This window comes from Methanobacterium bryantii (assembly GCF_002287175.1).
Lineage (GTDB): Archaea > Methanobacteriota > Methanobacteria > Methanobacteriales > Methanobacteriaceae > Methanobacterium_D > Methanobacterium_D bryantii.
In genome coordinates this window covers 348,275-372,832 of sequence record NZ_LMVM01000023.1, presented here as the reverse complement: position 1 = coordinate 372,832, position 24,558 = coordinate 348,275, and the positions used below count along the sequence as shown (strand labels likewise).

30 protein-coding genes and 1 tRNA gene are annotated in these 24,558 nt (G+C 32.4%); 14 read left to right on the top strand and 17 right to left on the bottom strand.

What is annotated here, in order from left to right; translation table 11 throughout:
- Nucleotides 1-4: 4 nt before the first annotated feature.
- The 3 genes from ASJ80_RS10410 to ASJ80_RS10400 form a co-directional block, all read right to left on the bottom strand.
- Nucleotides 5-88 (bottom strand) — tRNA-Ser (locus ASJ80_RS10410).
- 104 nt (nucleotides 89-192) lie between these two features.
- Nucleotides 193-636: a GNAT family N-acetyltransferase gene (locus tag ASJ80_RS10405; RefSeq protein ID WP_083240864.1), complete on the bottom strand. Its 444-nt coding sequence runs from the start codon at nucleotides 634-636 to the stop codon at nucleotides 193-195.
- Between the two features lie 278 nt (nucleotides 637-914).
- On the bottom strand, nucleotides 915-1,409 hold the full coding sequence (locus tag ASJ80_RS10400; protein WP_069582818.1) for a TIGR00288 family NYN domain-containing protein: 495 nt from the start codon (nucleotides 1,407-1,409) through the stop codon (nucleotides 915-917).
- A 435-nt stretch (nucleotides 1,410-1,844) separates the two neighbouring features.
- Between ASJ80_RS10400 and ASJ80_RS10395 the strand changes: the two genes are divergently transcribed.
- Nucleotides 1,845-2,405, top strand: coding sequence for a TetR/AcrR family transcriptional regulator (locus ASJ80_RS10395; protein ID WP_069582817.1), 561 nt, complete (start codon nucleotides 1,845-1,847; stop codon nucleotides 2,403-2,405).
- Between the two features lie 60 nt (nucleotides 2,406-2,465).
- Nucleotides 2,466-3,692 (top strand): aldo/keto reductase, encoded by a 1,227-nt coding sequence (locus ASJ80_RS10390; RefSeq protein ID WP_069582816.1) that lies wholly within the window; start codon nucleotides 2,466-2,468, stop codon nucleotides 3,690-3,692.
- Between the two features lie 17 nt (nucleotides 3,693-3,709).
- On the opposite strand, the gene ASJ80_RS10385 is transcribed toward ASJ80_RS10390, so the two are convergent.
- Together ASJ80_RS10385 and ASJ80_RS10380 are read right to left on the bottom strand one after the other, a co-directional pair.
- On the bottom strand, nucleotides 3,710-4,309 hold the full coding sequence (locus tag ASJ80_RS10385) for a flavin reductase family protein (protein WP_069582815.1): 600 nt from the start codon (nucleotides 4,307-4,309) through the stop codon (nucleotides 3,710-3,712).
- Nucleotides 4,310-4,332: 23 nt separating this feature from the next.
- Nucleotides 4,333-4,593, bottom strand: coding sequence for a hypothetical protein (locus ASJ80_RS10380; protein ID WP_069582814.1), 261 nt, complete (start codon nucleotides 4,591-4,593; stop codon nucleotides 4,333-4,335).
- Nucleotides 4,594-4,731: 138 nt separating this feature from the next.
- Here ASJ80_RS10380 and ASJ80_RS10375 point away from each other — a divergent pair, with 138 nt between their 5' ends.
- Entirely contained in the window at nucleotides 4,732-7,056 is a 2,325-nt protein-coding gene (locus tag ASJ80_RS10375) for a PAS domain S-box protein (RefSeq protein WP_069582813.1), read from the top strand.
- 28 nt (nucleotides 7,057-7,084) lie between these two features.
- Here the strand turns inward: ASJ80_RS10375 and ASJ80_RS17090 are convergent, their stop codons facing one another.
- A complete protein-coding gene (locus ASJ80_RS17090) occupies nucleotides 7,085-7,246 on the bottom strand; it encodes a hypothetical protein (protein ID WP_176720181.1) in 162 nt (53 codons plus the stop codon).
- A 221-nt stretch (nucleotides 7,247-7,467) separates the two neighbouring features.
- On the opposite strand from ASJ80_RS17090, the gene ASJ80_RS10370 reads away from it, so the two are divergent.
- On the top strand, nucleotides 7,468-8,226 hold the full coding sequence (locus ASJ80_RS10370) for a nitroreductase family protein (RefSeq protein WP_069582812.1): 759 nt from the start codon (nucleotides 7,468-7,470) through the stop codon (nucleotides 8,224-8,226).
- A gap of 39 nt (nucleotides 8,227-8,265) precedes the next feature.
- Here ASJ80_RS10370 and ASJ80_RS10365 read toward each other — a convergent pair whose 3' ends face one another.
- The 5 genes from ASJ80_RS10365 to ASJ80_RS10350 form a co-directional block, all read right to left on the bottom strand.
- On the bottom strand, nucleotides 8,266-9,324 hold the full coding sequence (locus tag ASJ80_RS10365) for an AI-2E family transporter (RefSeq protein ID WP_069582811.1): 1,059 nt from the start codon (nucleotides 9,322-9,324) through the stop codon (nucleotides 8,266-8,268).
- Between the two features lie 75 nt (nucleotides 9,325-9,399).
- Entirely contained in the window at nucleotides 9,400-10,095 is a 696-nt protein-coding gene (locus tag ASJ80_RS10360) for an MBL fold metallo-hydrolase (protein WP_069582810.1), read from the bottom strand.
- A gap of 29 nt (nucleotides 10,096-10,124) precedes the next feature.
- Nucleotides 10,125-10,319 carry a hypothetical protein gene (locus ASJ80_RS17085; protein ID WP_069582809.1) on the bottom strand — a complete coding sequence of 65 codons (195 nt, stop codon included), beginning with the start codon at nucleotides 10,317-10,319 and terminating at the stop codon, nucleotides 10,125-10,127.
- A gap of 283 nt (nucleotides 10,320-10,602) precedes the next feature.
- Entirely contained in the window at nucleotides 10,603-10,755 is a 153-nt protein-coding gene (locus tag ASJ80_RS17080) for a hypothetical protein (protein WP_176720180.1), read from the bottom strand.
- 216 nt (nucleotides 10,756-10,971) lie between these two features.
- Nucleotides 10,972-11,370, bottom strand: coding sequence for a winged helix-turn-helix transcriptional regulator (locus ASJ80_RS10350; RefSeq protein ID WP_245837559.1), 399 nt, complete (start codon nucleotides 11,368-11,370; stop codon nucleotides 10,972-10,974).
- Between the two features lie 204 nt (nucleotides 11,371-11,574).
- Between ASJ80_RS10350 and ASJ80_RS10345 the strand changes: the two genes are divergently transcribed.
- The 4 genes from ASJ80_RS10345 to ASJ80_RS10330 all read left to right on the top strand — a co-directional run bounded on the left by ASJ80_RS10345 (nucleotide 11,575) and on the right by ASJ80_RS10330 (nucleotide 15,502).
- Complete coding sequence (locus ASJ80_RS10345) at nucleotides 11,575-12,150, top strand: flavodoxin family protein (protein WP_245837558.1); 576 nt, start codon at nucleotides 11,575-11,577, stop codon at nucleotides 12,148-12,150.
- 41 nt (nucleotides 12,151-12,191) lie between these two features.
- Complete coding sequence (locus ASJ80_RS10340; RefSeq protein ID WP_069582807.1) at nucleotides 12,192-12,851, top strand: alpha/beta hydrolase; 660 nt, start codon at nucleotides 12,192-12,194, stop codon at nucleotides 12,849-12,851.
- A 289-nt stretch (nucleotides 12,852-13,140) separates the two neighbouring features.
- Entirely contained in the window at nucleotides 13,141-14,604 is a 1,464-nt protein-coding gene (locus ASJ80_RS10335; protein WP_069582806.1) for an MFS transporter, read from the top strand.
- Between the two features lie 271 nt (nucleotides 14,605-14,875).
- Nucleotides 14,876-15,502, top strand: coding sequence for a hypothetical protein (locus ASJ80_RS10330; protein ID WP_069582849.1), 627 nt, complete (start codon nucleotides 14,876-14,878; stop codon nucleotides 15,500-15,502).
- On the opposite strand, the gene ASJ80_RS16655 is transcribed toward ASJ80_RS10330, so the two are convergent.
- Nucleotides 15,476-15,727, bottom strand: a complete 252-nt coding sequence (locus tag ASJ80_RS16655; protein WP_141705151.1) for a hypothetical protein — start codon at nucleotides 15,725-15,727, stop codon at nucleotides 15,476-15,478. The two genes, ASJ80_RS10330 and ASJ80_RS16655, sit on opposite strands and share 27 nt — an antisense overlap.
- Before the next feature lie 165 nt (nucleotides 15,728-15,892).
- On the opposite strand from ASJ80_RS16655, the gene ASJ80_RS10320 reads away from it, so the two are divergent.
- Nucleotides 15,893-16,285 carry a hypothetical protein gene (locus ASJ80_RS10320; RefSeq protein WP_069582804.1) on the top strand — a complete coding sequence of 131 codons (393 nt, stop codon included), beginning with the start codon at nucleotides 15,893-15,895 and terminating at the stop codon, nucleotides 16,283-16,285.
- A 178-nt stretch (nucleotides 16,286-16,463) separates the two neighbouring features.
- Nucleotides 16,464-16,679, top strand: coding sequence for a hypothetical protein (locus tag ASJ80_RS10315; protein ID WP_069582803.1), 216 nt, complete (start codon nucleotides 16,464-16,466; stop codon nucleotides 16,677-16,679).
- Nucleotides 16,680-16,870: 191 nt separating this feature from the next.
- Here ASJ80_RS10315 and ASJ80_RS10310 read toward each other — a convergent pair whose 3' ends face one another.
- The 4 genes from ASJ80_RS10310 to ASJ80_RS10295 form a co-directional block, all read right to left on the bottom strand.
- Nucleotides 16,871-17,530, bottom strand: a complete 660-nt coding sequence (locus ASJ80_RS10310) for a DUF998 domain-containing protein (protein WP_069582802.1) — start codon at nucleotides 17,528-17,530, stop codon at nucleotides 16,871-16,873.
- A gap of 110 nt (nucleotides 17,531-17,640) precedes the next feature.
- Complete coding sequence (locus ASJ80_RS10305; RefSeq protein ID WP_069582801.1) at nucleotides 17,641-18,297, bottom strand: NAD(P)H-binding protein; 657 nt, start codon at nucleotides 18,295-18,297, stop codon at nucleotides 17,641-17,643.
- 284 nt (nucleotides 18,298-18,581) lie between these two features.
- Nucleotides 18,582-18,821 (bottom strand): thioredoxin family protein, encoded by a 240-nt coding sequence (locus ASJ80_RS10300; protein ID WP_069582800.1) that lies wholly within the window; start codon nucleotides 18,819-18,821, stop codon nucleotides 18,582-18,584.
- A 56-nt stretch (nucleotides 18,822-18,877) separates the two neighbouring features.
- The gene (locus ASJ80_RS10295) at nucleotides 18,878-19,243 is read right to left on the bottom strand and encodes a response regulator (RefSeq protein WP_069582799.1); all 366 of its coding nucleotides are present in this window, start codon (nucleotides 19,241-19,243) and stop codon (nucleotides 18,878-18,880) included.
- Nucleotides 19,244-20,161: 918 nt separating this feature from the next.
- Between ASJ80_RS10295 and ASJ80_RS10290 the strand changes: the two genes are divergently transcribed.
- Entirely contained in the window at nucleotides 20,162-20,395 is a 234-nt protein-coding gene (locus ASJ80_RS10290; RefSeq protein WP_069582798.1) for a hypothetical protein, read from the top strand.
- A 410-nt stretch (nucleotides 20,396-20,805) separates the two neighbouring features.
- Entirely contained in the window at nucleotides 20,806-21,219 is a 414-nt protein-coding gene (locus ASJ80_RS10285; protein WP_069582797.1) for a HEPN domain-containing protein, read from the top strand.
- Nucleotides 21,220-21,315: 96 nt separating this feature from the next.
- On the opposite strand, the gene ASJ80_RS10280 is transcribed toward ASJ80_RS10285, so the two are convergent.
- Nucleotides 21,316-21,696, bottom strand: a complete 381-nt coding sequence (locus tag ASJ80_RS10280; protein WP_069582796.1) for a DUF5518 domain-containing protein — start codon at nucleotides 21,694-21,696, stop codon at nucleotides 21,316-21,318.
- Nucleotides 21,697-21,984: 288 nt separating this feature from the next.
- Between ASJ80_RS10280 and ASJ80_RS10275 the strand changes: the two genes are divergently transcribed.
- Together ASJ80_RS10275 and ASJ80_RS10270 are read left to right on the top strand one after the other, a co-directional pair.
- The gene (locus ASJ80_RS10275) at nucleotides 21,985-22,422 is read left to right on the top strand and encodes a DUF3795 domain-containing protein (RefSeq protein ID WP_069582795.1); all 438 of its coding nucleotides are present in this window, start codon (nucleotides 21,985-21,987) and stop codon (nucleotides 22,420-22,422) included.
- 491 nt (nucleotides 22,423-22,913) lie between these two features.
- Complete coding sequence (locus ASJ80_RS10270; RefSeq protein ID WP_069582794.1) at nucleotides 22,914-24,551, top strand: sensor histidine kinase; 1,638 nt, start codon at nucleotides 22,914-22,916, stop codon at nucleotides 24,549-24,551.
- Nucleotides 24,552-24,558: the final 7 nt, after the last annotated feature.

Here is a 24,558-nt window from a genome sequence, read left to right as displayed (position 1 = left end):
ATCACGCCGGGACTGGGATTTGAACCCAGGGTGAGCGACGCTCATAGGATTTCGAATCCTACGCCTTACCTGACTAGACTATCCCGGCACTTGATTTTTGAGCAGGTGGATTGCTCCGCAAAACTGCTGTCAATAAGTATTAGATTAAACTGAATTAAAAGTTTTATTGTTAAAAATATTGGCAAAATTATTTTAAATATTTTTTAACACCATAAATATATCTTCACCATCTTTGCAATCTCCAGGTGCATATTTGTCGATATATTCTTTTTTATAATATTTTTCAGGTTCAAAAACAGATTCAACAAATCCTGCTTTTTTATATGAATTTACCGCTCGAATATTTTTTGCACAAGGCCTTATAATCAAAGTATGAAATCCTTCATTGAATAATTTCTCACTTAAATTCTTTAAAGCAGATGTTCCATACCCTTTGCCTGTATAATTAAGTGATTTAAGCCATATATCCAGTTCGGCAATTCCGTTCATTAAATGAAAGGAGGTATAAGATATAAACCCTATTTCTTCTTCTTCATCTTCATTAATAATTATAATGTATCCCTGTCCTTTTTCTGGATTAGAACTTTCAAAAAAGAAGTCTTCATAATCTTCTTTAAATTCGGGGGGTGAAGGAATTTGGCTAGAAGATTGTAATTCATTTAAAAAAGAGGAAAAATCTGAAAAATAAAGTCAGTCGTAAATTTTTTTTCTGTTTTGCAGTACTGCTTCTTTTAGATAAATCATATTAGTCCTCTGAATTTAGGGGAATGGTTTTCCATAAATTGAAAAGTGGATTATGTATTTTATTTAAAAATTAAAAAAAGATTTTATGAATAAATTCCAGGATCTACCTATTTAAAAAGATAAAAATATTTCACTTTGCAGTGAATAGGTAAAATGATAAAAGGTGAATTTTAGGCAGTTTCAGGAGTTGGTTGGGTATTCAAGACTATTGCACTATCTGCTGAATTTTTTAAGGCTACACTGAAACCAGGTTCGGCTCCAATTACCATAGTTTCTTTCCCATTTTCTTTAGCGATGTTTATTAATGGTAAAAAGTCTGCATTACGAGTCATAAGAGCAATAACATCAATATTAGGATTATAAACAAGTTCGAAAGCTTCTACCGCAAGTTGAACATCTACATCTCCTGCTACTATTATGGGAGTAAAACCTTGATTTACTACAGCTTCTATAAGCTTATCTGAAGCATACTGGTTCATAAGAACCTTTGCAACCTTTATTGTACCGTTTTCTGATACTATCTCTTTTATCATTTCTAGATCCAGATGGAATTCATTTCTGAGCATATTTGGTCCATCTACCAGCAGTCCAATATTTCGTTCATTGGATTTTCTAGTTAATGGAATATACTGTTTAAATGAACTTAATTTTTCTAGATTGCGCATTTTTTCCTCCTAATTATTTGTTTAAATAATTTGAATGAATTTTAATATATTATATTGAAATATATTTAGTTATTGATTATAACTTGAAAATTTCTCATTTTATATCCTGATTTTTGGCCGCTAAAATGAAAATTTTTCATAGTTAATATATATCTTTTATTATTTATAATCTATTAAATAGATATGCCCAAATCATTACCAAATCTAACCAATAAAAACTCTCATTTTAGATAAAAAATTAATGAATTGGGGACTTAATTCAAACTTGTTATAAGATAGTACCCATAATCAAATGTATTCAACAAATTTAAGTGTGATTAGACATTTTATTTTTTATAAATTTATTTATGATTTTATACAAACTTGCAGATCACAACTTTTAAATAGTAAATTGACTAATCAGTCTATAAATAGATTAATTTGCAGGGTGTTACTTTGAAAGAAAAAGAACAGAAAATACTGGATGCATCCCTAAAACTTTTTGTTGAAAGGGGATTTCATGGAACTTCCACTGCGGAGATTGCAAAAACAGCAGGTGTTGCTACAGGGACTCTATTCCACTATTTTAAAACTAAAGAAGAACTTATAAATCGTCTATATTTATATACCAAAGAAAGCATGTTGTGTGAAGTCAGCGAACATTACGACGATAAAAAAACATTTAAAGAAAATATTAAAGAATTATGGCTTAAATTTGTGCGTTTTGGTGTTGATGATCCTTATAAATTTCAATTTATACTTACTTTCCACTGTTCTCCTTATATAACTTCACTTACTAAAGAACAGGTTGAATTGCATGCTGAAAGTATGCTCAGAATTTATAAAAACGGCATTAGAAAACAAAAAATAAAGGAAATATCTTTTGAAATGGTAATGGATTATTTTTGGGGTAATATAGTTACGGTGGTAACTCATTTTGAAAAATATCCTGAGAAATTAAATGGAAAAAATTTAGACATGGCTTTTGAACTTTTATGGGATGGAATCTCAAAATAGTAAAATTCAATATATTTAATTATTAGACTGACAGGTCAATCGATAGATGGGAGTAGTTAAATGCAGATGAGAGAAATTGAGAAAAATGGCGATAAAATATCAGCACTGGGATTTGGTGCAATGAGACTTCCTACAAAAACAGGTAGGATTGATAAAGAAAGCGCTAAAAAGCTGGTTTATGATTCAATAGACAATGGAGTAAATTTTATTGATACGGCATATCCTTATCATGGGGGAGCAAGCGAATCATTTTTAGGAGAGATACTGCAGGGTGAATGCCGAGAGAAGGTAAAGCTCTGCACGAAAATGCCGTCATGGTTCATTAAAAAATATGAGGATATGGAAAAATATCTTGAAATACAGCTCGAAAAACTTCAGACAGATTATATTGATTATTATTTGATTCATTCATTAGGTAAAGGCAGCTTTGAAAAACTAAAAGAAATTGGAGTTTTTGAATTTTTAGAAGATGCCAAAGCAAAGGGAAAAATAAAAAACATCGGCTTTTCATTCCATGATAATGTTAACTCATTTAAAGAGATTGTAGATGCATATGATTGGGATGCATGTTTAATTCAGTATAACTATTTAGATGAAACTAATCAGGCAGGTACTGAAGGTTTAAAATATGCCCACTCAAAAAGAATTGCAGTTTTCATCATGGAACCTTTAAAAGGTGGAATTCTTGCTGGAGAAGTGCCAGAGAATGTAGATAAAATATGGGGCAAATCTGATGTCAAAAGGAGCCCTGCAGATTGGGCATTGAGGTGGGTCTTGAACCATCCGGAAGTTACATGTGTTATATCTGGAATGGGTGAGGAAAAGCACGTTAAAGAGAATATAAAAGTTGCAAATGAAGTTTTACCAAATTCACTCACTGAAGATGAATTAAAACTTTACACTGAAGTTAAAGACGTCTATGAAGAACTTATGAAAATTGACTGTACTGGATGCGGCTACTGTATGCCTTGCCCAAGGGGCGTCAACATTCCCATGTGCTTTGAAATTTACAATCATAAATACATGTTCAATGAAGGAGTTAGAGCTTCTTTCCTTTATTTAGGCCAGTTAGGAGGCATTATGGGTGATGGTGAGGTTCATGCTGGACTTTGTAATGGCTGCGGAAAATGTTTAAAGGCGTGCCCTCAAAAACTAGATATTCCAGAACTTTTAGGAGTAGTTTCAAAGGAAATGGGTGGAAGAGGATTTAAGTATAAACTGAAAATTGGAAAAGCAGTAATTTTACCTGTTTTTAGAGCTTTCATGTCTTTAAGCTCAAGGTTTTAGAAAAATCAAATTTTTATTTATTTTTTTAACAATTTTGAGCCGTCTGAAAACCCATCGCCTATTTTTTCACCAAGTTTATAGTAATTTCGAGTAGACAAATCGAAAATAAGAGGTAAAAACTTTTCAGGGTCTATTCTGTTCAATTTTTTCCCTGATTTGGATGTTATGTCAATTAAAACTTCTTTATCTACTTTTAAATCCAGAACCTCTCCGATAAACATGTTGTGGGATCCTAAATTGACAGTTTCTTTTAGTTTACACTCCAGTATCACTGGAAATTCATTAACATAAGGTGCATCAACCAGTTCGCTTTCAACTGGAGTTAAACCAGATACTTCAAATTTATCTGCTTTTTTTCCAGAAGTAAGTCCAAAATAATCGGCTTCTACAACATATTTTTCAGGGGGAATACTTACAGTAAATGCTTTCCTTTTCATGATATTATGGTAAGTGTAAGTTGCTTCACGCAGAGACACGTATATGCAGGGAGGTACAAGGCAGCACATACCTGCAGCGGCAGCATTCATTATATTGGGTTTTCCTTTGTCGTCATATGAGCCCACTATAAAGACAGGTGTAGGGAAACCTAGAGTTCTTGGTCCAATGCTTTCTTTCATATTTTTTCTCCAAATTATTTAATTTAATCTTCTTTTATGAGTTCAATGAATTTATCCAGGTCTTTAACATTGAATATGAATTTAGAAGGGGCATTTTTTGGCCTTATTGGCATTAGGCAGCATACTGCAGATTCTCTTTGATAGTACTCAAAAATACTTTCAAACCAGTTCGCATCTCCTTCATTTTCAAATGTAATTTCCATAACATTAGAATGCTTTTTTACAGTACAATTTCTATGTTTGAGAGCTTTTTTAAGTTTTTCAAGCTTGATATTTGATTCCATAATGTTCCCTACTTATTCAGTTATATTATTTGGGTATAATGGTTGAAGTTTCTTTTTTGTATATTATCTTCAATTTATGATTAAATTATTGAATTAAATTTAAATCATTGCAGTGACAGAATATATCTGGTTAAATTAATGACGTCTAACAATTATTCTTTCACAGATCTGGTGGATATAGATAAGATTAAGGAGCTATTAACTAGTTTTTATGAATTAACCGGAGTTATATCTGCTTTAGAAGATTTGGATGGAAATGTTTTTGAGTCTAGGGACGGTTCTGTTGCTATAGGCTGGCAGGATATTTGTTTAAATTTCCACCGTAAACATCCTGAAACCCTTAAAAAGTGTATAGAAAGCGGTACTAAAATTTGTGACAAATTAAAGGCCGGTGAAAAACAATCCAGCCATATATGTCTTAATGGCCTTGTGGACATAGCTGTGCCAATTTATATTGAAGGTGAACATTTAGCTAACCTTTTTACAGGCCAATTTTTCTTTAAACCTCCAAATATGGAATTTTTCAGGCAACAGGCACATAAATATGGGTTTGATGAAGATGAATATTTGGATGCACTATCTAAAGTCGATGTGTTCTCTGAAGAGTTTATTGAAAAAGCCATGAGTTTTCTTACAAACCTGGCAAGTGTTATTGGTGAAATGGGCCTGGAGAAGAAAAGATTACTGGACAGCAAACTGGTTTTACAGGAAAGTGAAGAAAGGTTCCACTCTTTAATTAATAATTCCAGTGATTTAATCCGCATACTTGATAAGGGTGGGCGTATTATATTTGATTCTCCATCATCAAAACGTATTCTTGGTTATCTTGAGGGATATTTTATAGGAAAAAACCCTCTGAACTTTGTTCATCCTGACGATCTAGAAAGAGTAAAAATGAATTTATGCGAAGTTTATGAAAAACGAAATCCCGAGATTCCAACAGAATTTAGGATTAGAAGAGCAGATGGTGAATATATTCCTGTAGAATCTGTATTTCAGAATTTAATAGGTGTTCCAGGAATAGATGGTGTTGTTGTTACTACGCACCCTGTCATAGAACGTAAAAGGACAGAAAATATGCTGCAGTTTCAGGCAAATATTTTAACTAATGTCCGGGATTGTGTAATTGTATATGATGTTCAGGGAAGAATTATTTACTGGAATAAGGGAGCAGAAACAATTTATGGCTACCTGGAAGAAGAAATAATTGATAAAAATATTGAAATGCTGTATTTAAATAGGAACAAACGTTACTTTAAACCTGATTTAGAAGGAATATTGAAATTTGGCGAATATAATGGGGAATGGGAAGGTAAAAGAAAAGATGGTTCTAAAGTGTATGTGGATGTAAGGGAAACAATAATGCATGATGCAAATGGTAAAATGATTGGAGTTATAGGGGTTTCCAAAGATATTAGCGATCGTAAAAAAGCAGAAAAGCGAATTAAAAGATCGGAGGCATATTACAGGACTATATTTGAAAATACTGGAACTGCGACAATTATAATTGAGGAAGATACTACAATATCCCTTGTAAATGCAGAATTTGAAAAACTTTATGAATATTCAAAAGAAGAAATAGAGGGTAAAAAAAGCTGGAAAGAATTTGTTGCCTCTGATTACAAAGATAAAATAGAAGAATATCATAATATAAGGCGTATTGACCCTAATTTAGCTCCAAGAAACTATGAATTAAAATTTGTTGATAGGCATGGCAGGATTAAAGATATATTCGCAACTGTTGCTATAATTCCGGGAACTAAGAAAAGTTTGATATCTCTTTTAGATATTACCGATAACAAAATAGCTGAAAATAAAATTAAAGAGTCTTTAATGGAAAAAGAGGTACTTTTAAGAGAAATTCACCATAGGGTGAAGAATAACCTTCAGATCATATCAAGTTTGCTCAACCTGCAAACCCGGTGTGTAGAGGGAGAAGAATCTATAAGTGTCCTGAAGGAAAGCCAGAATCGGGTTAAAACTATGGCGATGGTCCATGAAAAGCTGTATCAATCTGAAGATCTTAAGGATATAAACTTTAAAGAATACATAGAAAGTCTTGTTTCTGATCTATTTTATTCTTATGGAGTTAAAAAAGGAACTATCGATCTAAAAATAGATATGGATAATTTAGAGATGGATATTGATACAGCTATACCTTGTGGTTTAATTATTAATGAGCTTGTAACTAACAGTCTTAAATATGCATTTCCATGCCCTAATAATGAAGATATAGTAAAAGTTGGACTCAAAAAACTGCAGAAGGATAACTTGAAACTTGTTGTATCTGATAATGGGGTGGGATTACCTGAAGATCTTGATATGGAAAATGTTGAAACTCTTGGCTTAAAAATGGTAACAATCCTCGTAAATCAATTAAAAGGAAATTTAGAAGTGGATAAGACTGCTGGAACTGAATTTAGGATTACATTTGGGGAATTAGAATATAAAGATAGGATTTAATCTGCTATAACTTAGGTGAAATTTAAAATTATCCATTTTCTTCTCGCTTATCCCTCTCTATTCCATCCTTAACATACCTAATAAGAAGATCATTCATCGTTATTCCTTTTTTGATGGCCATTATTTTAATTTCATTTTTAAGATCTACTTCTGCCCTCATTGCAATTTGCACGATTTCGTTATCTGCCATACAATCTACTCATACTATTTTAACAATATATATTACTATTTAAATAGTTATATTTATCCTTTTTTAGTTATCTATTTAGATAGTTTGTTAACTTTTAAAAAAATAATAAAATAATTAATAATAATGGAAATTTAAAGCCTAAAATTAGATTCTATAAACTAATATTGGATAAACGATGTTTATAAATGATATTATGGCGAAAATATTATTAAGGTGTAAAAATGGAAAAAACTGAATTTTACTCCCACATATTCAAGAGGAAATCAATTAGAAATTATGATTTAACTCCTCTTGACGATGCTAGACTTAAAGAAATTTCAGGGTATCTCAATTCATTAAAACCTATCTATGATGATATTAAAACTGAATTGAAGATCATATCGCCTGATTATGTTAAAAGAAGAATGATGAAAGAAGCACCACATTATATAGCGGTGTTTTCAGAGGTTAAAGAAGGTTATTTAACCAATATAGGTTATATGCTGCAACAGGCTGATTTGTTTTTTTCAGCTAATGGTTTAGGCAGCTGCTGGCAGGGAATTCCATCCCCTACTAAAGAATTATTGGGGAGTTCCAACCTCGACTTTGTAATTTTCATAGCCTTTGGAAAACCTAAAGATCCCAGATCATTGCACAGAAGCAGTGTTTCAGAGTTTAAAAGAAAATCTATTGGTGAAATAACTGACATAGCTGGCGCAGACGAACTACTGGAAGCGGCACGTATTGCTCCATCTGCAACTAACAGTCAGCCATGGTTTTTTACTGGTAATAAAAATTTAATTCATGTTTACAGTGTTGAGCCTGGTTTCATTAAACGGTTCACAAAAAAATACATTCCTATAGATGTAGGCATTGCTATCTGCCACTTGCAGATTGCAGCAGAGCATTTTGGTAAGAAAGCTGAAATTATATTTGATAAAACAGTAAAAATGAAAATGCTTAAGGGACATGAATATGTTGCCAGTTTAAAGATGGAATAAAAGATGACAATTGACCATTTTCAAAACTAAAAAATAGTTTTAATTTTGGGTGTTTTTTGACTTCACTTTTTCTTTTCGATAAATTTTAAAAGCTGCATAAGTAATTCCCAGTATCAAAGGCCCTATAAATAAGCCTGGAATGCCCATTGTCACCGCTCCATAAATAAATCCAAGTAAAAAGACCAGCGGATGAACTTCTGAGTATTGAACTGAAATTCTGGGCCGGATATAAAAGTCGGTTGAAGTTTCGATTATCCAGCCGAAGAAAATGACCATAATTCCCTGAAAAGTGTTCCCTAAAAGGACACTGAAAACTCCAAGGATTCCATAGACTATCCATGGGCCAATAATGGGTATAAACATTGCTATTCCACTTATAATGGCTAGTAATACTGCATAAGGATATCCGAGGAAGAAATACAGGATTCCAGACAGCACACCAAGGATAGCTGCAGGGATAACATTACCAACTATAATACTTTTGAGAACATCATCGGCACTGTTAAATATCTGCTGGTAGAATTCTTTGTCCTTATCGGGGATGATATCTGTTATATATGCCATTACTTTGTCTCCATCACGGGCAAAGTAAAATATCGAAAAGATCAGTATAAGGAGCTGTGCAGCAATGCCTGGAAGGGAACTCACTAAATCGACTGCTAATTTAGCAATGTAAGATATAAATTGAGTGATGGATGATTTTATAGTTTCATCAATGCCATGTGAAATGTTGCCCGGAAGGCCGAGATTCTGTACAGCATCAGTTATTTGAGGTAGATTCATTGTAGAATTGCCTGTAGCTGCCTGTTGAAGCGATCCGAAAAAGGATCCGGCAATACTTAAAAATTGACTGAATGTGAAATATAACAGCAAAATAACCGGGATGGCAAGTATAATCATTCCCAAAAAAACAGATAGAGTATTGTATTTAACATAAGGTCTGATTTTTTTGGATATGTACCTGACGTAATAGGCTAAAATAGCTCCAAAAATCACCATAGAAATTATTGGAATTAAAATTCCAAGAGAAAGAAGTGTTAATATTATTATAAGTGGAATTACCGTTGAAAATGACATTTTTTTAAGATTAGAAATCATTGGGACACCTACAAACCTTAAATGATGGTATTCTATCTTAACTTAATACATTAATATTTGTTGCGTTTATAATTTTTATTTATACTTTTCATATTGGCTTTCCAATAATTTTTGGCTGATTTCTTTCCCATGACCCGGTAAAAACAAATCACAATTAGTATTGATTAATTTATTCCAGCTTTTAATCATAGTTTCAGGATCATCAGCAAAAGGGGGGTATATAGAATTTCCAAAAACTCCAAACATGGCATCACCTACAACGGCAATTTCATTATCAATAATAATACTCATAGATCCTTTTGAGTGGCCGGGAGTATGTATAATATATGCATTGAACCCAAAATCAATTAAATCATATTTTTCACCTACAATAATATCTGGATTAACCTTTTCATATTGATATTTAGATTGCAACTTTTTTCCAAGTACATTAACCATAAATCCTGTGGCTAAGTTACTTCCCTTGGGTAATGGGCTGTTACCTTGCATAATATATTCTAATTCGCTTTGATGAACAATTATTCTGGATTTATATTTCTCCTTTATCTTAGCCGTATTTTCCACGTGGTCGAAATGAGCGTGGGTTAATATTAAACCGGATAATTTATTTTTACCTAGAATTTCGTCAAGTTTGCTGCTTAATTTTTTCCATGAATTTGCACGGCCAGTATCAATCAGAATGTAATTATTTTGTGAATTGATTAAAAAAGAGTTACTTCTTCCTTCTAAAAGTTGATAAATTGTGCAACTTTTTGTATTCCATGTTTTCATAGAATCTCCTTAAACTCAATTAAAAATTTTTAAATTTCATACTTCGAAATGAATTCTCTGGCTCTTTTTTTAGTTTTTGGGCTAATACTGCCCAATTCAGCTTTGACAAATTTATTTATCCTCTCTTTCCTGTCTATTTGTTCGTAAAATTTGTCAAATACAGCTATAACATCGGATTTTAGTAAAGCTTTTTGTTTTCCGGAAAAATTACATAATTCATCCATATTTAATAAAATATCTAAAATATCTTCCGTTAGTTCTCTTTTGCCAGAATTTTTGCTGTATTCTGGATGCAGTGGCGTGCAGGCATGAATTTGGCATCATTCATACGTTTAAAATAACTTTTAGATGCAGATGAAAATTTACCTTCATTATCTACCTTCGTTAAATTAGCATTATGTAGACCAAAATCTCGATGATACGAATTCTTGTGATCTAACAGTGAAGCGAAATCATCCAGTAGTTATAGAATAATTCCGGATTTAATTCAGTTGCTTTAGCTAAACGTTATATGAATGGTAGTATACAATTATATATGTTGTTTAACATCTGATTTATCATTCTCTGATGTATGGACTCGTTATTAATTACAATTTCAGCGAATTTGTCTACATCTACATTTTTATCAGATATTTCTGAAATTAAGTCGTTTTTAGCCAATATATACCTCTTTTTAGTTAGATAATCAGTAGTTAATCATCTATTTGTAAAGTTTCCCTGAAATTCTTCTTTTATCATTGTGTGTTGATCTGCCCCATATTTTCCTTGAAAAAGCCGGGGAAAACACTGTTTTCGAGACATGTAAAAACATTTCAAAAATCTTTGGTTGGGGAATGCTCGTGTTTGAGCTGCGAAATCATTGAATCATCGTTATAATCATTGATCATTTATCTGTAAAGTTTCCCTAAAATCCTGTTTTATTCTTATACGGGTGGATTCTTCTTTATACTCGTCATCTTCACAGTCTTCCAAAGCAAAAACAGCTAGTTCGTATATGACTTTATTTAATGCTTTCCCGCGTTCAGTTAAATAGTACTCTGTAGAAATGGGTGTTGAATTAATTATTTTCTTTTGGATAATCCCGTTATTTTCCAGATTTTTAAGACAATCAGATAAAACTTTGTTGCTTAAATTAGGTTTGCCTTCTTTAAATTCTTTAAAACGTTTCTTACCAAAGAACATGTCCCGAATTATTTCAATACTCCATTTTTTACTGATAAATACTAACGCTTTACTTACAGGACAGAAGCTATCGCATGTCATTTCATTAGCCATATATTTTCACCCGGTTACTAACTGGTTACTTAGTCACTTAATAGTTACAAAATCTACTTAACTAACTCCAAACAGACATCGAATGGAATTTGAGAGATAACTTTAAGGTATCCATCTTGATTTATTAGTTAGACTCTCTTACTGCATAATATAAAAGCTTTTTTAAGAGCAGTTAATGAAAAGATCAATATGTTTATTTTTTAAATGGAGGCAAAAAAGATGAAGGTACTTGGATTTATAGGGAGCCCAAGAGAGGGCGGTAATACGGAAATTCTTGTTGAAGAAATGCTTAAAGGAGCAGGTGATGTGGGTGCAGAAACAAAAAGTTTCAACCTTGATAAAATGGCTATAGCTCCGTGTAAGGCATGTATGCATTGTAAAAGCAATGATGGCGAATGTGCTACAGATGATGATATGCAGGAGATTTATAAAGAACTAAAAGAAGCAGATGCTTTCGTACTTGGATCTCCAATTTACATGTGGCAGATGACTGCCCAGGCAAAACTCTTCACAGACCGACTTTATGCTTTATTCATGACTGGTTTTGAAGAAAAATACGGCAAAAAAGATATGGCACTGGTATTTACTCAGGGTAATCCTGATGAAAACACATTTGAAGGATATTATAACTCTACAAGAGACATGTTTGGGTTCCTTGGATATAATGTCGTTGATATGTTGAGTTCACAGGATAATAATGCTCCGGGGGCAGTTAATGACAAGAAAGATGTCCTTGAAAAAGCCAGGGCAATAGGTAAGAAGCTGGTTAAAGCGGATTAAGTACTTTTAAATTATATTTTTTAAAAGATGGTACACTAAAAATGGAAATTGAAAGAGAAATAATTAACGGCAACGGTTTAAAAGTTCCATGTGTAACTTTTAAACCTCCAAACCCCATAGGAGCGGTTGTAGCTGTCCATGGTTACGGCGGTTTAAAAGAAGAGATGATGGGCGTTGCATGGCATATAGCAGAAAAAGGATTTGTAGTAGGGGCTATAGATCTTAGGGGTCATGGTGAACACCTGCTTGATCTGGATGGAGATATTCTTTTGGATATTGAAACGGCTATTTCACATTTTAGACCTTTTGGGAAAGTAACTGCAGTGGGCTATTCATTAGGTGGGCGTCTTTCACTTATTAGCAGTGCAGATTATGCTATTGGGATATCTCCTGCATTGAACAGAACATTCAGTCCTAAAACTAAGGAATTACTTGAGGAACGAAGGGATTATAGGGTACGCGAGTCTAAATGTACTGTATTCAATATTTTAAATGATCTTCCACAATTTCAGCCTGATGAAAGTAGATCATTGATTATTTATGGATCGCGTGATGTACCTGAAATTATGTCTGAATGTGCTAAATTGAAGTCTGAATGCATGCAAGTTGTTCAAATAGAGAACGCACTGCATAATAATATTTTCTTGTTTGGGCCAACTTTTGAAACTGTAACTCAAAAGTTGCATGGATGGTATGTATAAAATCTGGAGAACATTTATATATCCTGAAAAGTATACCATAAAGTCTATTAATAAAATGTATAGTTCCTGAAAAAGGTCTAGAAATAGAAGGTGCAACTAAAATTGGATTTCAATGCAATTTTTTTTTACAGAATCCCGAAAACGCAAAAAAATATATTAAAAATACATAACTGCTCTTTTAATCTTAAAAATCAAATTTCATGCCGTATGCGGTATGACATAGGCTGTTTTTTAACTTCACCAGTTGTAAGGTCTTGGTACGACGGATGAATATGGTAAAAAATGGAGAATTCTTCTGGCTGTTTCAATAGGCGCTTTAATGGTTCCAATAAATGCCAGTATAACTAATGTTTCCCTTCCTCAGATAGCTGAATTTTTCATGGTTAATGTGGCCACAGCAGAATGGGTTTTGACTTCTTATCTGATCATGTTTATAGGTCTGGTGCTGTTTTTTGCTAGATTTGGAGATTTTTATGGCCATGAACGCCTGTTTCTTTGGGGACTTATTGGTTTTGTAATATCTTCGTTACTTTGCAGTTTATCTCCTTCAATTACAGCTTTAATTATATTCAGGGGATTGCAGGGGGTTACAGCATCTATGATCCTCTCAGTTTCAATGGTTATCATTGAAAAATCATTTCCACTGCGTTACCTTGGAAAAGCAATGGGCATATACTCTGTAGCTATTGCAGCAGGTTTAGCATTTGGACCTGCAATAGGTGGAATCATGAATGGTCTTTTTGGCTGGAGATCTATATTTTTGATAAATATTCCTGTTGGAATTCTGGCATTTGGAATCTGCTATTTCACGCTTAAACGTGGCGAATCTAATGAAGTCCAGTGGGATATTCCTGGAACGATACTTCAATTTACTTATTTGTTCCTGATAATTTATGCATTGAATCTTATAGAAAGCTCAAATTACACAACTGCAGCTATTATGGGGCTTTTCGCGGTGATGGCATTTGTTATATTTGTACATACTGAGTTAAAATCAAAAAACCCGATAATAGAACTGAAATTATTTAAAAATAAAGTATTTTCAGCATTCAACGCGTGTTTGCACTTAAATTATATATGCATGTACATGATGCTTTTTGCAATGCCTTTTTACCTGCAGAAAGTCTTGCATCTTAGCTCAAGTATATCAGGTATGGTTTTAACTGCTTCACCTATAGTTATGATGTTTATGGCCACTGTAAGTGGTTCTTTGTCGGATAGAGTAGGGTCACGGATTCCAGTTTTCTTTGGATCAGTTATTTGCATAGCTGCAATGCTTTTAATGACTCAAATTACAGTTTCTTCCAGTGTCATAGATGTTTTCTGGCGCCTTGCACTTCTTGGACTTGGTACGGCATTATTTCAGGCCCCTGCAAATAAAACATTGATGTCAACACTGTCCCACAAAAATGCAGGGATGGCATCGGGTATTATTGCAACTGTAAGGGATATGGGCATGGTTTTTGCTGTTTGTTATGCAGGACTTTTGATAAATTCTGCTATATCTTCACAGCTCATGCTTCAAAATCAGTTATTTTCAGGTGCAGCAGTTGATTTAACAACAGGGATACATAGAGTTGTTTTATTTGGGGCTATTTTAAGCACTTTAATGGCTTTACTGTCATTTACGGGTGTTAAAAATAAGAAGAAGGTTATATCAGATTATGGTGATGCTGTCAAGCATAGAAAGAGTATCTTTGAGGAAAGGACTAAAAAATATCTGGAAAATATTTTAAACAGCGCTTCAAAATAGGCTTAAATAGGGATAACATGGATAAATTGGACTTATAAAGCTTAACTGCATTTATAAAACATTAAATTAGTTTTTTTACTATTTTGGATTATAGTTATCAAATTAGTTTTTTTGTTGTAATCTTTCTGATACGTTTCGGAGAATTTATTAGTAAGATGAGACATACACTTCAAGTGTAAAATATATCACATTTTGTGATATCTAGAGGGTGCAGAAAATCCAGATTAATTATCTTATAGTTTTAACATTAGTCAGTTTATTTGCATTTTGTATGGTTATTGTCTTAATTAAATTAATTTACAGGCATAATCCTCCGGGCAATGTGCAATATGGAAATGAAATTATCCTTTTTCACAGTGATGAACGATTTAAAAAAAGAGTTTGGAGATTTAATCTGATTGAAGAGCTGAAGAACCTAAAAAATAAAGGAAAAATTACGGGAGAATTGGAACTCAAATTGGTGGTTGGAGAATTCAGCGAAGATACTCAAGAGATAGTTAAACACGCAATTAATCATAAATTTAGATTAATAACAATTATAGCTGGACCTAAAATCTTTTGTGAAGATAAAACTGAAATTTACACACTTCTTGATAAATATAAAAGCGTTAAATACTTTATTTTGCCAATAAGACCTATTAAACACTTCATGATTCTCTCAATAAATTCGCAGAATTTATTGGAGCCCTCGAAAAACTCAGTTTTTCGTAAGTTTAATAATGGTCATTTATATATAGAAAAGCCTCATAGGCACAATGAAAGCAGGGGATCAGTCGGTGTTAAAAATAGCAATCCGGGATTAATAAAAATTTATGTTAATGCGTTTAATGAAATGTTGGAACACGCTCAATTATTAACTAAAGATGAAGTGTTAAACCAGCAGTGTTACAATGAATAAGATATAATTTTTAACATTCCAGTATTTTATGGTTAATAAATAGAAAAATAAAAGATTAAAAGGAGTAAAAATGGACATCACGGCTTTAATTCCGAAATTTATGGTTTTTAGTTTAGCAGGGGCTTCATTATTTATAGCTGCGTATTCAGCATTTAGAGATAGCGATAGGAAATTGTTTTTGATCATTGCATATTGTTTTAACTGTGCATTTTTAGTGATTTTCATTTTATCATTTATTACAAGGGGTAACTTGGATACTTTACCTTATATGTTAGCTTTAATTTTTTATATTCTGATTTTTACAGCAATTTTATCTATTATTGGATTAATTAATTATTATGCGTTAATAAATGTAAAAATAAAAGTAAAAATTAAAAAGGAGTAAAAAGGATGGATATTAATGTTTTAATTCCTGAATTTTTGGTTTTTAGTTTAGCGGGGGCTTCATTATCTATAGCTGCGTATTCTGCATTTAGAGATAAAAATGACGATAAAAAATTGCTTTTGATCATTGCAGCTTGTTTTAGCAGTGCATTTTTAGTACTTTTTATTTTATCGTTTATTACAATGGATAACATGGACACTTTACCTTATGTGTTGGCTTTAATTTTTTATATCTTGATTTTTATGGCAATACTCTCCATTATTGGGTTTATTATTCACAGGTTAAGGGTAGATCAGAAAGTTAAAGATGATGAACTGGACTCTGCTATAGATATAATAGAATCCAGTAAGGATGGTTTGGATAGTTTTATTGGTTTGCTGGAATCTCGAAAGAAATAAATGTTATCTATTATTTAGATTAAATAAAGCGTTATATGTTCCTTTTTAAAATTTACTGTAAATTTTTTCTGAGTACTGTCTAACGGAATCCTTAAAAGAAGAATAGATATATGAAATAGTACTTATTATTAAAAATATATAATTTAATATGATGATCAAATTTACAGGATTATAAAAAATGACACCTCAAAATACGGAAGAAGGTTATAGATCTAAAGACCTTTTAAAAAAGGCGCGTGAAAGCAGAGGTAAAGACTTTAAGAAAGTGCTTAAGGAAGTTGAAGATGCAATTGAGAAATCCGAAAACCCTGATGAAAACCTTTTAAGGGCTAAAAAAATACTTACGGCTAGAATGAGTTCTAGAATACATGATAAGGAGAAAATTTCCAAATAGGATTCATTACTGCTTTTGACGTGCTGAATATTCTATTTTTTAATTTTTAAAGCTGTTAGTTTGTAACTTTTTTAAGTTTTTAGATCTAAAGAAGATGTTTTCAACTTCTTTAATTATACTTTAATGTAAAAAAGATATTTATTGATTTTAAATAGATAAGTATGCTGTGATGGATTTTAATTACTAAAATATTACCAGTACCCTTTAGTAAACCTTATCCGAACCCAGTCTTTTCCCCTGCTTGTAAGGTAGCCCCCAAGGCCTATGATATATAAAAGAGTGGGGTATGCAATAAACCTTTCAGCACCGCCTAAACCTAAATATGCTGCAAAAGGATTATTTCCATAAATTACAGCGAATGATAGGATTAACATGAGAGAAAATAAGCCAGTTACTAATGAAACTACAACCATGGGTATATTTAATCCCAATCTATAGGAAAAAATGACAGCTAAACTTCCAAATAGGAATACAATTACTGAAAAGAATGCATGTGTGCTTCCAGTATATGAAGGGAATAGTCCTACCCCTAAAGCACCTGCGGCGGCGATGGCCAGACAGGATGAAAATAAACGGCAGCCTCCACTTTTGAGGATTAAATAAACTGCTGCAAGTACAAGAATCCCCATGATAATAACGCTGAGGTTAAAAATCATAGCTGATGGTTCTACAGGGGGTAATGTACCCCCTAAATCACTTAATGTGTTTTTAGCAATGCTGTAGCCTGGAAACTGTGTTTCGGCTAGGTTAACTGCCAAAAAAAATTGTAAACAACTTATTAACAATAAAATTCCCGCTTCTTTATAGTAATCTTTTTCTGGTCTGAATATACTTCCCCTTTGAAATTTCATGGTTTTACCTTCAAACATCTTCTATTTATTATTATATAACTTGATGTTATTACTTTTGACGTGGGGAATGTTAGTTCTATTTTGCAAAATCATAAAAAAAAACACTAAATTTAATTTGCACTTAACTTTTGGAGTGATTTATTGTCAAGTGTAATTGCATCACTGCCTTTTTCAGCCACGTAAAGCAGGGCTTGCGCTAGTTGCTTGGAAGTTATCACGGTGGATGGGACAATCTTACCTGAAATTTTAATGAATCCTACTGTTATTTTCTTGAGAATAGATTCATTGGTCTTGGGATATGTTGGTATAATTCCTCCAGGCCGGGCTATATACAGCTCTTTAAAATTTAATTCTTTTAATGCATTTTCAGTTTTTCCTTTTATTCTTGCAAAAAGAATTCTGCTTTTTTCAGAGGAATCTGCCCCCTGTCCACTTAAAAAAACAAAAGTTACTGCAGGGTTAGCTGCAAGCATAGTTTTAGCTGCCGCAACAGCATATTCATAAGTAATTATCTCATACTCTTCTTTACTTACCTGGTTTTGTGAAATACCAAGGCACCATATACATGCATCTACCTCTTTAAAAACAGGTATTAAATCGGTATAATCTAAAAAATCAGTTTTTAAGATTGTTTTTAGCTTTGGATCATCAATACTTAAGGGATTACGCACAACTGCTGTAATTTCGTTAATATCCTGTTTTTTGATCGCCTGGCGAACTACCTCTGAACCGACCATACCTGTAGCACCAAAAATAATTATCTTCAAATTTTCACCTTCTAAATAACCAAATATTTAATTGCAGGTGATATAAATGTTTTCTGTTAAAATAAAAGATATATTTCAAGAATTGCAGTGCTATCACATTTGATGTAGATTTCAACTGATAATATTATAATGATGTGGTGTCTTCAATGTGATTATAAAGGATGTTTATTTAGTTAATAAACAATTAAAACCAGCTATTTTTTAATTAATCATGAAATACAAATGGTTGTTTCATTCATTCTGTTGGTTTATGTGAGATATCCCCTCTAATAATTAGTTAAATGTTACATATTCTCTTTTAACATTTTTTTTAATTCTTCGACTGATAACAACGTTCCCATGGATTTTATTTCTCCGTTTATAATTAGTGCAGGACAGCTAGTTATGTTCATCTTTATGGCATGCTCTAAATCAATTCTTTCTATTTTTTCATCTAAATTAAGCTCTTTTACTGCTTCTTTTAGATTTTTCCAAAATAGTCCACATTTAGGACAATCATCAGTTCTGTAAATTTGGAGTTTCATTATACGTAGTATGTTATATATATGATAAAAATATTACTTTTTAAAGGTTTAAATATTCATTTAATTTTGGAGAAAGCTCTTGAGATCCCGTATTTTAAATGTTCCTGCTTCACAGGCTTATTTAAAACAACAGCATCTTCAGGTAGCCCGAATGATTTAATCAGGCAGTTTTTAATAAAAATAGTCAGGAATATAACTGGAATTTTATAGAGATCCTTTATTTTGTTTGCAGCTTCCACGCCGCTCATTTCACCCTTTAATTTTATATCTATTAAAACTAGATCTGGGTTTAAATTTCCTACTTTTTGAACTGCTTCTTTCCCACTTGAAGCTACAGCAACTACTGAGTGTCCTAAGCTCCCTAAAGTTGCTTTTAAGTCTAAAATAGTGCTGGATTCATTTTCAACGATTAAAACGTTCATAACAAGTTTATATGTGGCACTAATCTTATTTATATTTGAGTACAGTACTTTTATTGGCGATTGTGGTTAAATGCCTAATTATTATTTTTAAAGTAATATAAAGACTAAACAGAAACGCTTTATTTTTTTAGATGAATGTGGGAACCCCTCCCAGAAAGAATGGAGTTAGGAGTTACCTGTACAGTTCAGGTATGAAGTGGGAGGGGCTCTAAAATGTCGATATTCCATGGTAAAAATGAATCTTTTTATAGTTTTGAAGATCAGTATCCTGAACTTAGGGGTAATTAGGCCGTTTTTTCCTCTAGAGTACATGTGTACATAACTGGAGCGTTAAAATAGTGCCTCCACTTATGAGAATTGCTCCAATATCTATTAAATACCTCCATAAAGATTAATTTTCATAGTTAACCATCATAATTTTACGTGGAAAAATAAAAAGTTGTAATAATTAATGGGAAAAGGTAAAATGCCAAAATGTGCGCTTTTTAATATTGGAGACATTATTGTGCAGGGACAAGTTTATTGTTGTATTGGTGGTCTGCTGTAGCTATATTTAGTTGAATCCAGAAAACCAGCCGGTTAAAATCAGTGAAACTTTTAGGAGTGTGCAAAATAACTAAAATTCTTTGTACTACTTGAACGAGTGGAAAAGGCCTTAATTTCTTGAATGAGGAGTTTTTGCCCCTGCTGAGTCGGAATGAACATTGGTTTTTTGCTTTTTAAATACCTTTAATTGGAGTTATTCTAACTATTTTACGATCTTAATTTTTTACTAAATTAGTAATAATTATTACTATAAAAAGTCAGAGTAATATAAAATGTTTTTAAAATTTTTTAGCGGGTTTTCACCTAAAATTTAACTTAAATCTATTCTATTATAATCTTAATTGGGGAATTAAGCAAATGGGGGTGATGTATATGAGTAACGATGATTTGATAAATGAATTTGCAGCTACAAAGGAATATCAAGCGTGGCAGGAATCATTATTGGCCATCATAGGGTATGCTAAAAATGAAGAAATTAATGATGAAGACCTTATCACTGATTTTATAGCAGATCATATTAATTCGAGCCTTGAACTATCAAAAGCATTGGAGCGAATAAAAAAGAAGCTGAATGAAGAAAGTTTAAGTGAGAAAACAGTGGAATGATCTATTTTTTACTTTTTGAAAGTCTATTTTTTGGTAAATGGTACAGATTTTAAATAAAAAATTATGCTGGATACTGCCAAAATCCTCAAAAAATCCCTCCAAAATCAGAGATTTTCGCATGCTTCGTTATAGAATTGTATAGCGAACTAAATTTCTATCATTATCCAAATTTTATATTTTGAATGAAATCTCTGAAAAACTAATAATTAAGTCTTTCCATTTGTATTTAATAGGAAATAATAAAATTATTCTGCAACTGATAAAATAATAGAACAGATTTTTGTAATTCATATTGTTAACAGTAATTGTAATGGACAATAGGACTCAAAAAGAATAAAATATTGAAATGACATGATTTCAATGATTTAACTAGTTTAACAAATAATCTTGACTAAAAAAGGAGAATGCAAATGAACTATAATCGATACAAAAAAGGGAATATAGTGCAGATTTGCATCGATTATGAACTAATTGAAAAAGAGCTTAAAGAATCCCGCTATGATTTAGAATCTGCAGAAAATTCTATTAAATCAGGAAATTACAAGTGGGCTATAGTTCAAAGTTATTATTCCATGTTCCATGCTTTTAGGGGGCTCCTTTTTAGCAGAGGTTATAAAGAAAAAAGCCATTCTGGACTTAAATTTGCAATTAAAAATCTTTTTGTAAATTATGGAATTATAAGTGATGATATTTTCTTAGATTTTGATGCTGCTATGAAAGCAAGAGAAATGGCAGATTACAGCTACATTTATGATGAAAAAATTGCATTGGATATAATTGAATCTAGCAAAAAGTTAATTAATGAGGTAGAAAGTTCTTTTTAAGGTTAATAGGTAAACAGCATATATTCAGATAAAATTAGTAACTAATTAAAACTTGGAAAAATGTTTTTTAGGCATTAAATTGGAGTAAGTTTAAAGTCACCTTTTGACTACAACCCCAATAACGCCTCCTATCAAACTTAGAACCAGGCTTATAACTATGGATAATTGAAGGACAATATATCCTGTAGTTAGGACATTGTCTAACCCTATTTTTAATCCAACGGCACTTATATTTCCAAAGCCCAGGACAAGTATTAAAGTAATTATTAAACCACCAATTAAGCCTGAAATTGCCCCTACAACAGCGCCATCTTTTTCATCCATTCCTTCATAGTCTTCAAACCCTTGACTGGGGTAAGATGCTAGAAATCCTCCAATAATAGGACCTAAAAAAGCTAGAGGGAAGAATATCAACGATAAAACACTAGTTATAATTGCATTAATTAAAGCACTTATTCCTATAATTTTCCAGTCCATTTAATCTCCCCATTAAAGTTTATATTTACTTGAATTTTCCCTTTAATGTTTTTAAGTTTATGGTTGCATGTGCTTGAATCTATTTTATCTAATTGAATATTTGAATTAAAAATTTTAATTAAACGGTTTTTTTCCTAATACTTGTATAATTGAAAATATTTCAGGTTGCAAAAATACAAAACATTTTTTGACATATTTAAGCAACTGCTGCATTTAATTTTAGTTTAATGAATTTCGCATACCATAGTTTTATATCTATGTTCTAAAAAACTGATTTCAGTGATTAAAATGGGAAACGAAAAACTGATTACATGCTGCGGCCTGTACTGTGGGGACTGTTACGGCTATAATGGAAAAATAGCGTCTTTAGCGGGAAAACTTAATGAAGAACTTGATAATACAAATTTTAAAAAGAATGCGGACCATTTTGCTGCAATTCCTTTTTTTAACGAATTTAAAAACTATGACAGCTTTGTAGATGTATTAAAAACCTTAAAAAGACTAACCTGTGAAGGCTGCGGGGACGGGGGAGGCCCAGCTTTTTGTGAAATTAGAAAATGCTGTGGTGAAAAAGAAATTATGGGCTGCTGGGAATGCGGCGAGTTTAAAAGCTGTAAAAAGCTTAATTTCTTGAATGCAACCCACGGTGATGCACATATTAAAAATTTAGATGTCCTTAAAGAGAAAGGTGTGGAAAAGTTTGTAAATGGGGATAGATGCTGGTAAACTGTCTAATCATTATTTTTATAGTGAATGAGGTAACTTTTTAAACTTATAACTTTGGGATAATTGATTAAATTTAAGTCTTTAAATTGAGGAAAATTTCTAATTTTCCGAAACCCTAAAAAATATTTTCAATATTTTTTAGAGGATTAAACCGCATAAACAAATTATATTATTAAATAGCGTCAAAAATATTTGAGCATTCACTATATTTTAATAGCTTGTAGTGGGTTATCATAATATATTGGTTACATATTGATTAGTTTTGGAAATACTAAAGCATAGGCGATGTTAAAAAATTAAAATAGTTAGATATTCCTATTTTTACTTTAATCAACTATTTATTTGTTTTTAGTTAAATAACTGGTCTAAATTGCTCTTTTTCATTATTTTTTCTAATTTAAAGTCAAGTCATAAAAAACTTATGTGAGATAGTATAACATTTTGATTAATTGAGTTTAAAGGATGCATAAAAAAATATGCAGGATGGAATTATGGGAGAAAATTCGCCTAAAAAGACTCTAAATGAATTCAAAGAGAGTAAAAATATTTTAAAAGAGTTCATTGAATTTTCTTCTAAATCAGAATCAATTATAGATATGGGAAGCCATGTAATTATCCCTAAACACATTTTTGAATCTTTAAAAGAAAGCCAAGAATATTATGAGGCTCTTTTTGAATTATCTCCTACTTACACAGTTCTTTTAGGATTGGATGGCACAATTAAAAATTTTAATAAGAAAACAGAATTATTTGCAGGGATGCCGCGGGAAAAGCTAATTGGTATACCTTTTACAGAGTTAGATTTTGTGCCTAAAGCGGGAATGAATGCACATATTGAACGGATTTCTAAATTAGCAAATGGCAAACCTGTTGAACCGTTTGAATCAAGGATAGCAGAACGGAATGGTAAAATTCACTGGATTGAAGTCCATTCAACTTTACTTAAAAAAGGAAGTGCTCCTCCAGAAATTTTAGTAAGTTGTAATGATATCACTGAGCGTAAAAAAACAGAAAATGCATTGAAAGAAAGTGAAGAGAAATTCAGACAAATAGCAGAGAATATGGGGGAAGTGTTCTGGGTCATCGACCCTAAAACTGGTGAAGTAATATATGTAAGCCCGGTGTACCAGTGGGTGTGGGGTCGCACCTGCCAGAGCTTATACGAAAACCATAAATCATGGATTGAGGCCATACACCCTGAAGACAGGGATCGAACAGTTGAAATGATCTGGAACGGATTTGATAACATTGATGAAGCCAAAGAAGGTTTTGAGTACCGTGTAATAAGGCCTGACGGCAAGATTATATGGGTATGGATGCAGTCTTTCCTTATTATGGATGAATCTGGGGAAATATCTCGGATTGTAGGTGTTGCATCGGAGATCACAGGATACAAAAAAGCGGAAGAGGAAATTAAGGCACTTTTGGATGAACTAAAGCGTTCAAATGAGGAATTACAGCAGTTTGCATATGTTACTTCTCATGACCTTCAGGAACCCCTCAGGACTATTGCCAGTTTTACTCAATTGATGGCAAGGCGCTACAAAGGAAAGCTTGATGATGATGCTGATGAGTTCATGGACTACATAGTTGATGCCAGCGTGCGGATGAAGCAGATGATCATGGATTTGCTGGAGTACTCGAGGGTTGGAACAAAGCAGGAAATGTTCCGGGCCATACACATAGAGTCAGAACTAAATGATGTACTTGTTAACTTAAATGATTTAATTGAAAGGAGCCGTGCTGAAATTACACATGACCCTCTTCCAGTGGTGTTTGGTGATGAGAGCCAGCTTTTATTGTTGTTTCAAAATCTGATTACAAATGCCATAAAATTTAGAAAAGAAAATGAACCTCCAAAAATCCATATTTCTGTTGCCTGTGACCATGAGAAGAATGAATATGTGTTTTCAATCTCTGATAATGGGATTGGTATAGAAGAACAGTATTTTGGCCGCATTTTCACCATTTTTCAGCGTTTGCATACGCGAGATGAGTATCCTGGGACTGGGATTGGGCTTTCCGTTGCGAAGAGGATTGTTGAGAGGCATGGTGGTAGGATTTGGGTTGAATCTACGTTTGGTGAGGGCAGTGTGTTCTATTTTAGTATTCCTGTTGGTGAATCATAACGCATTA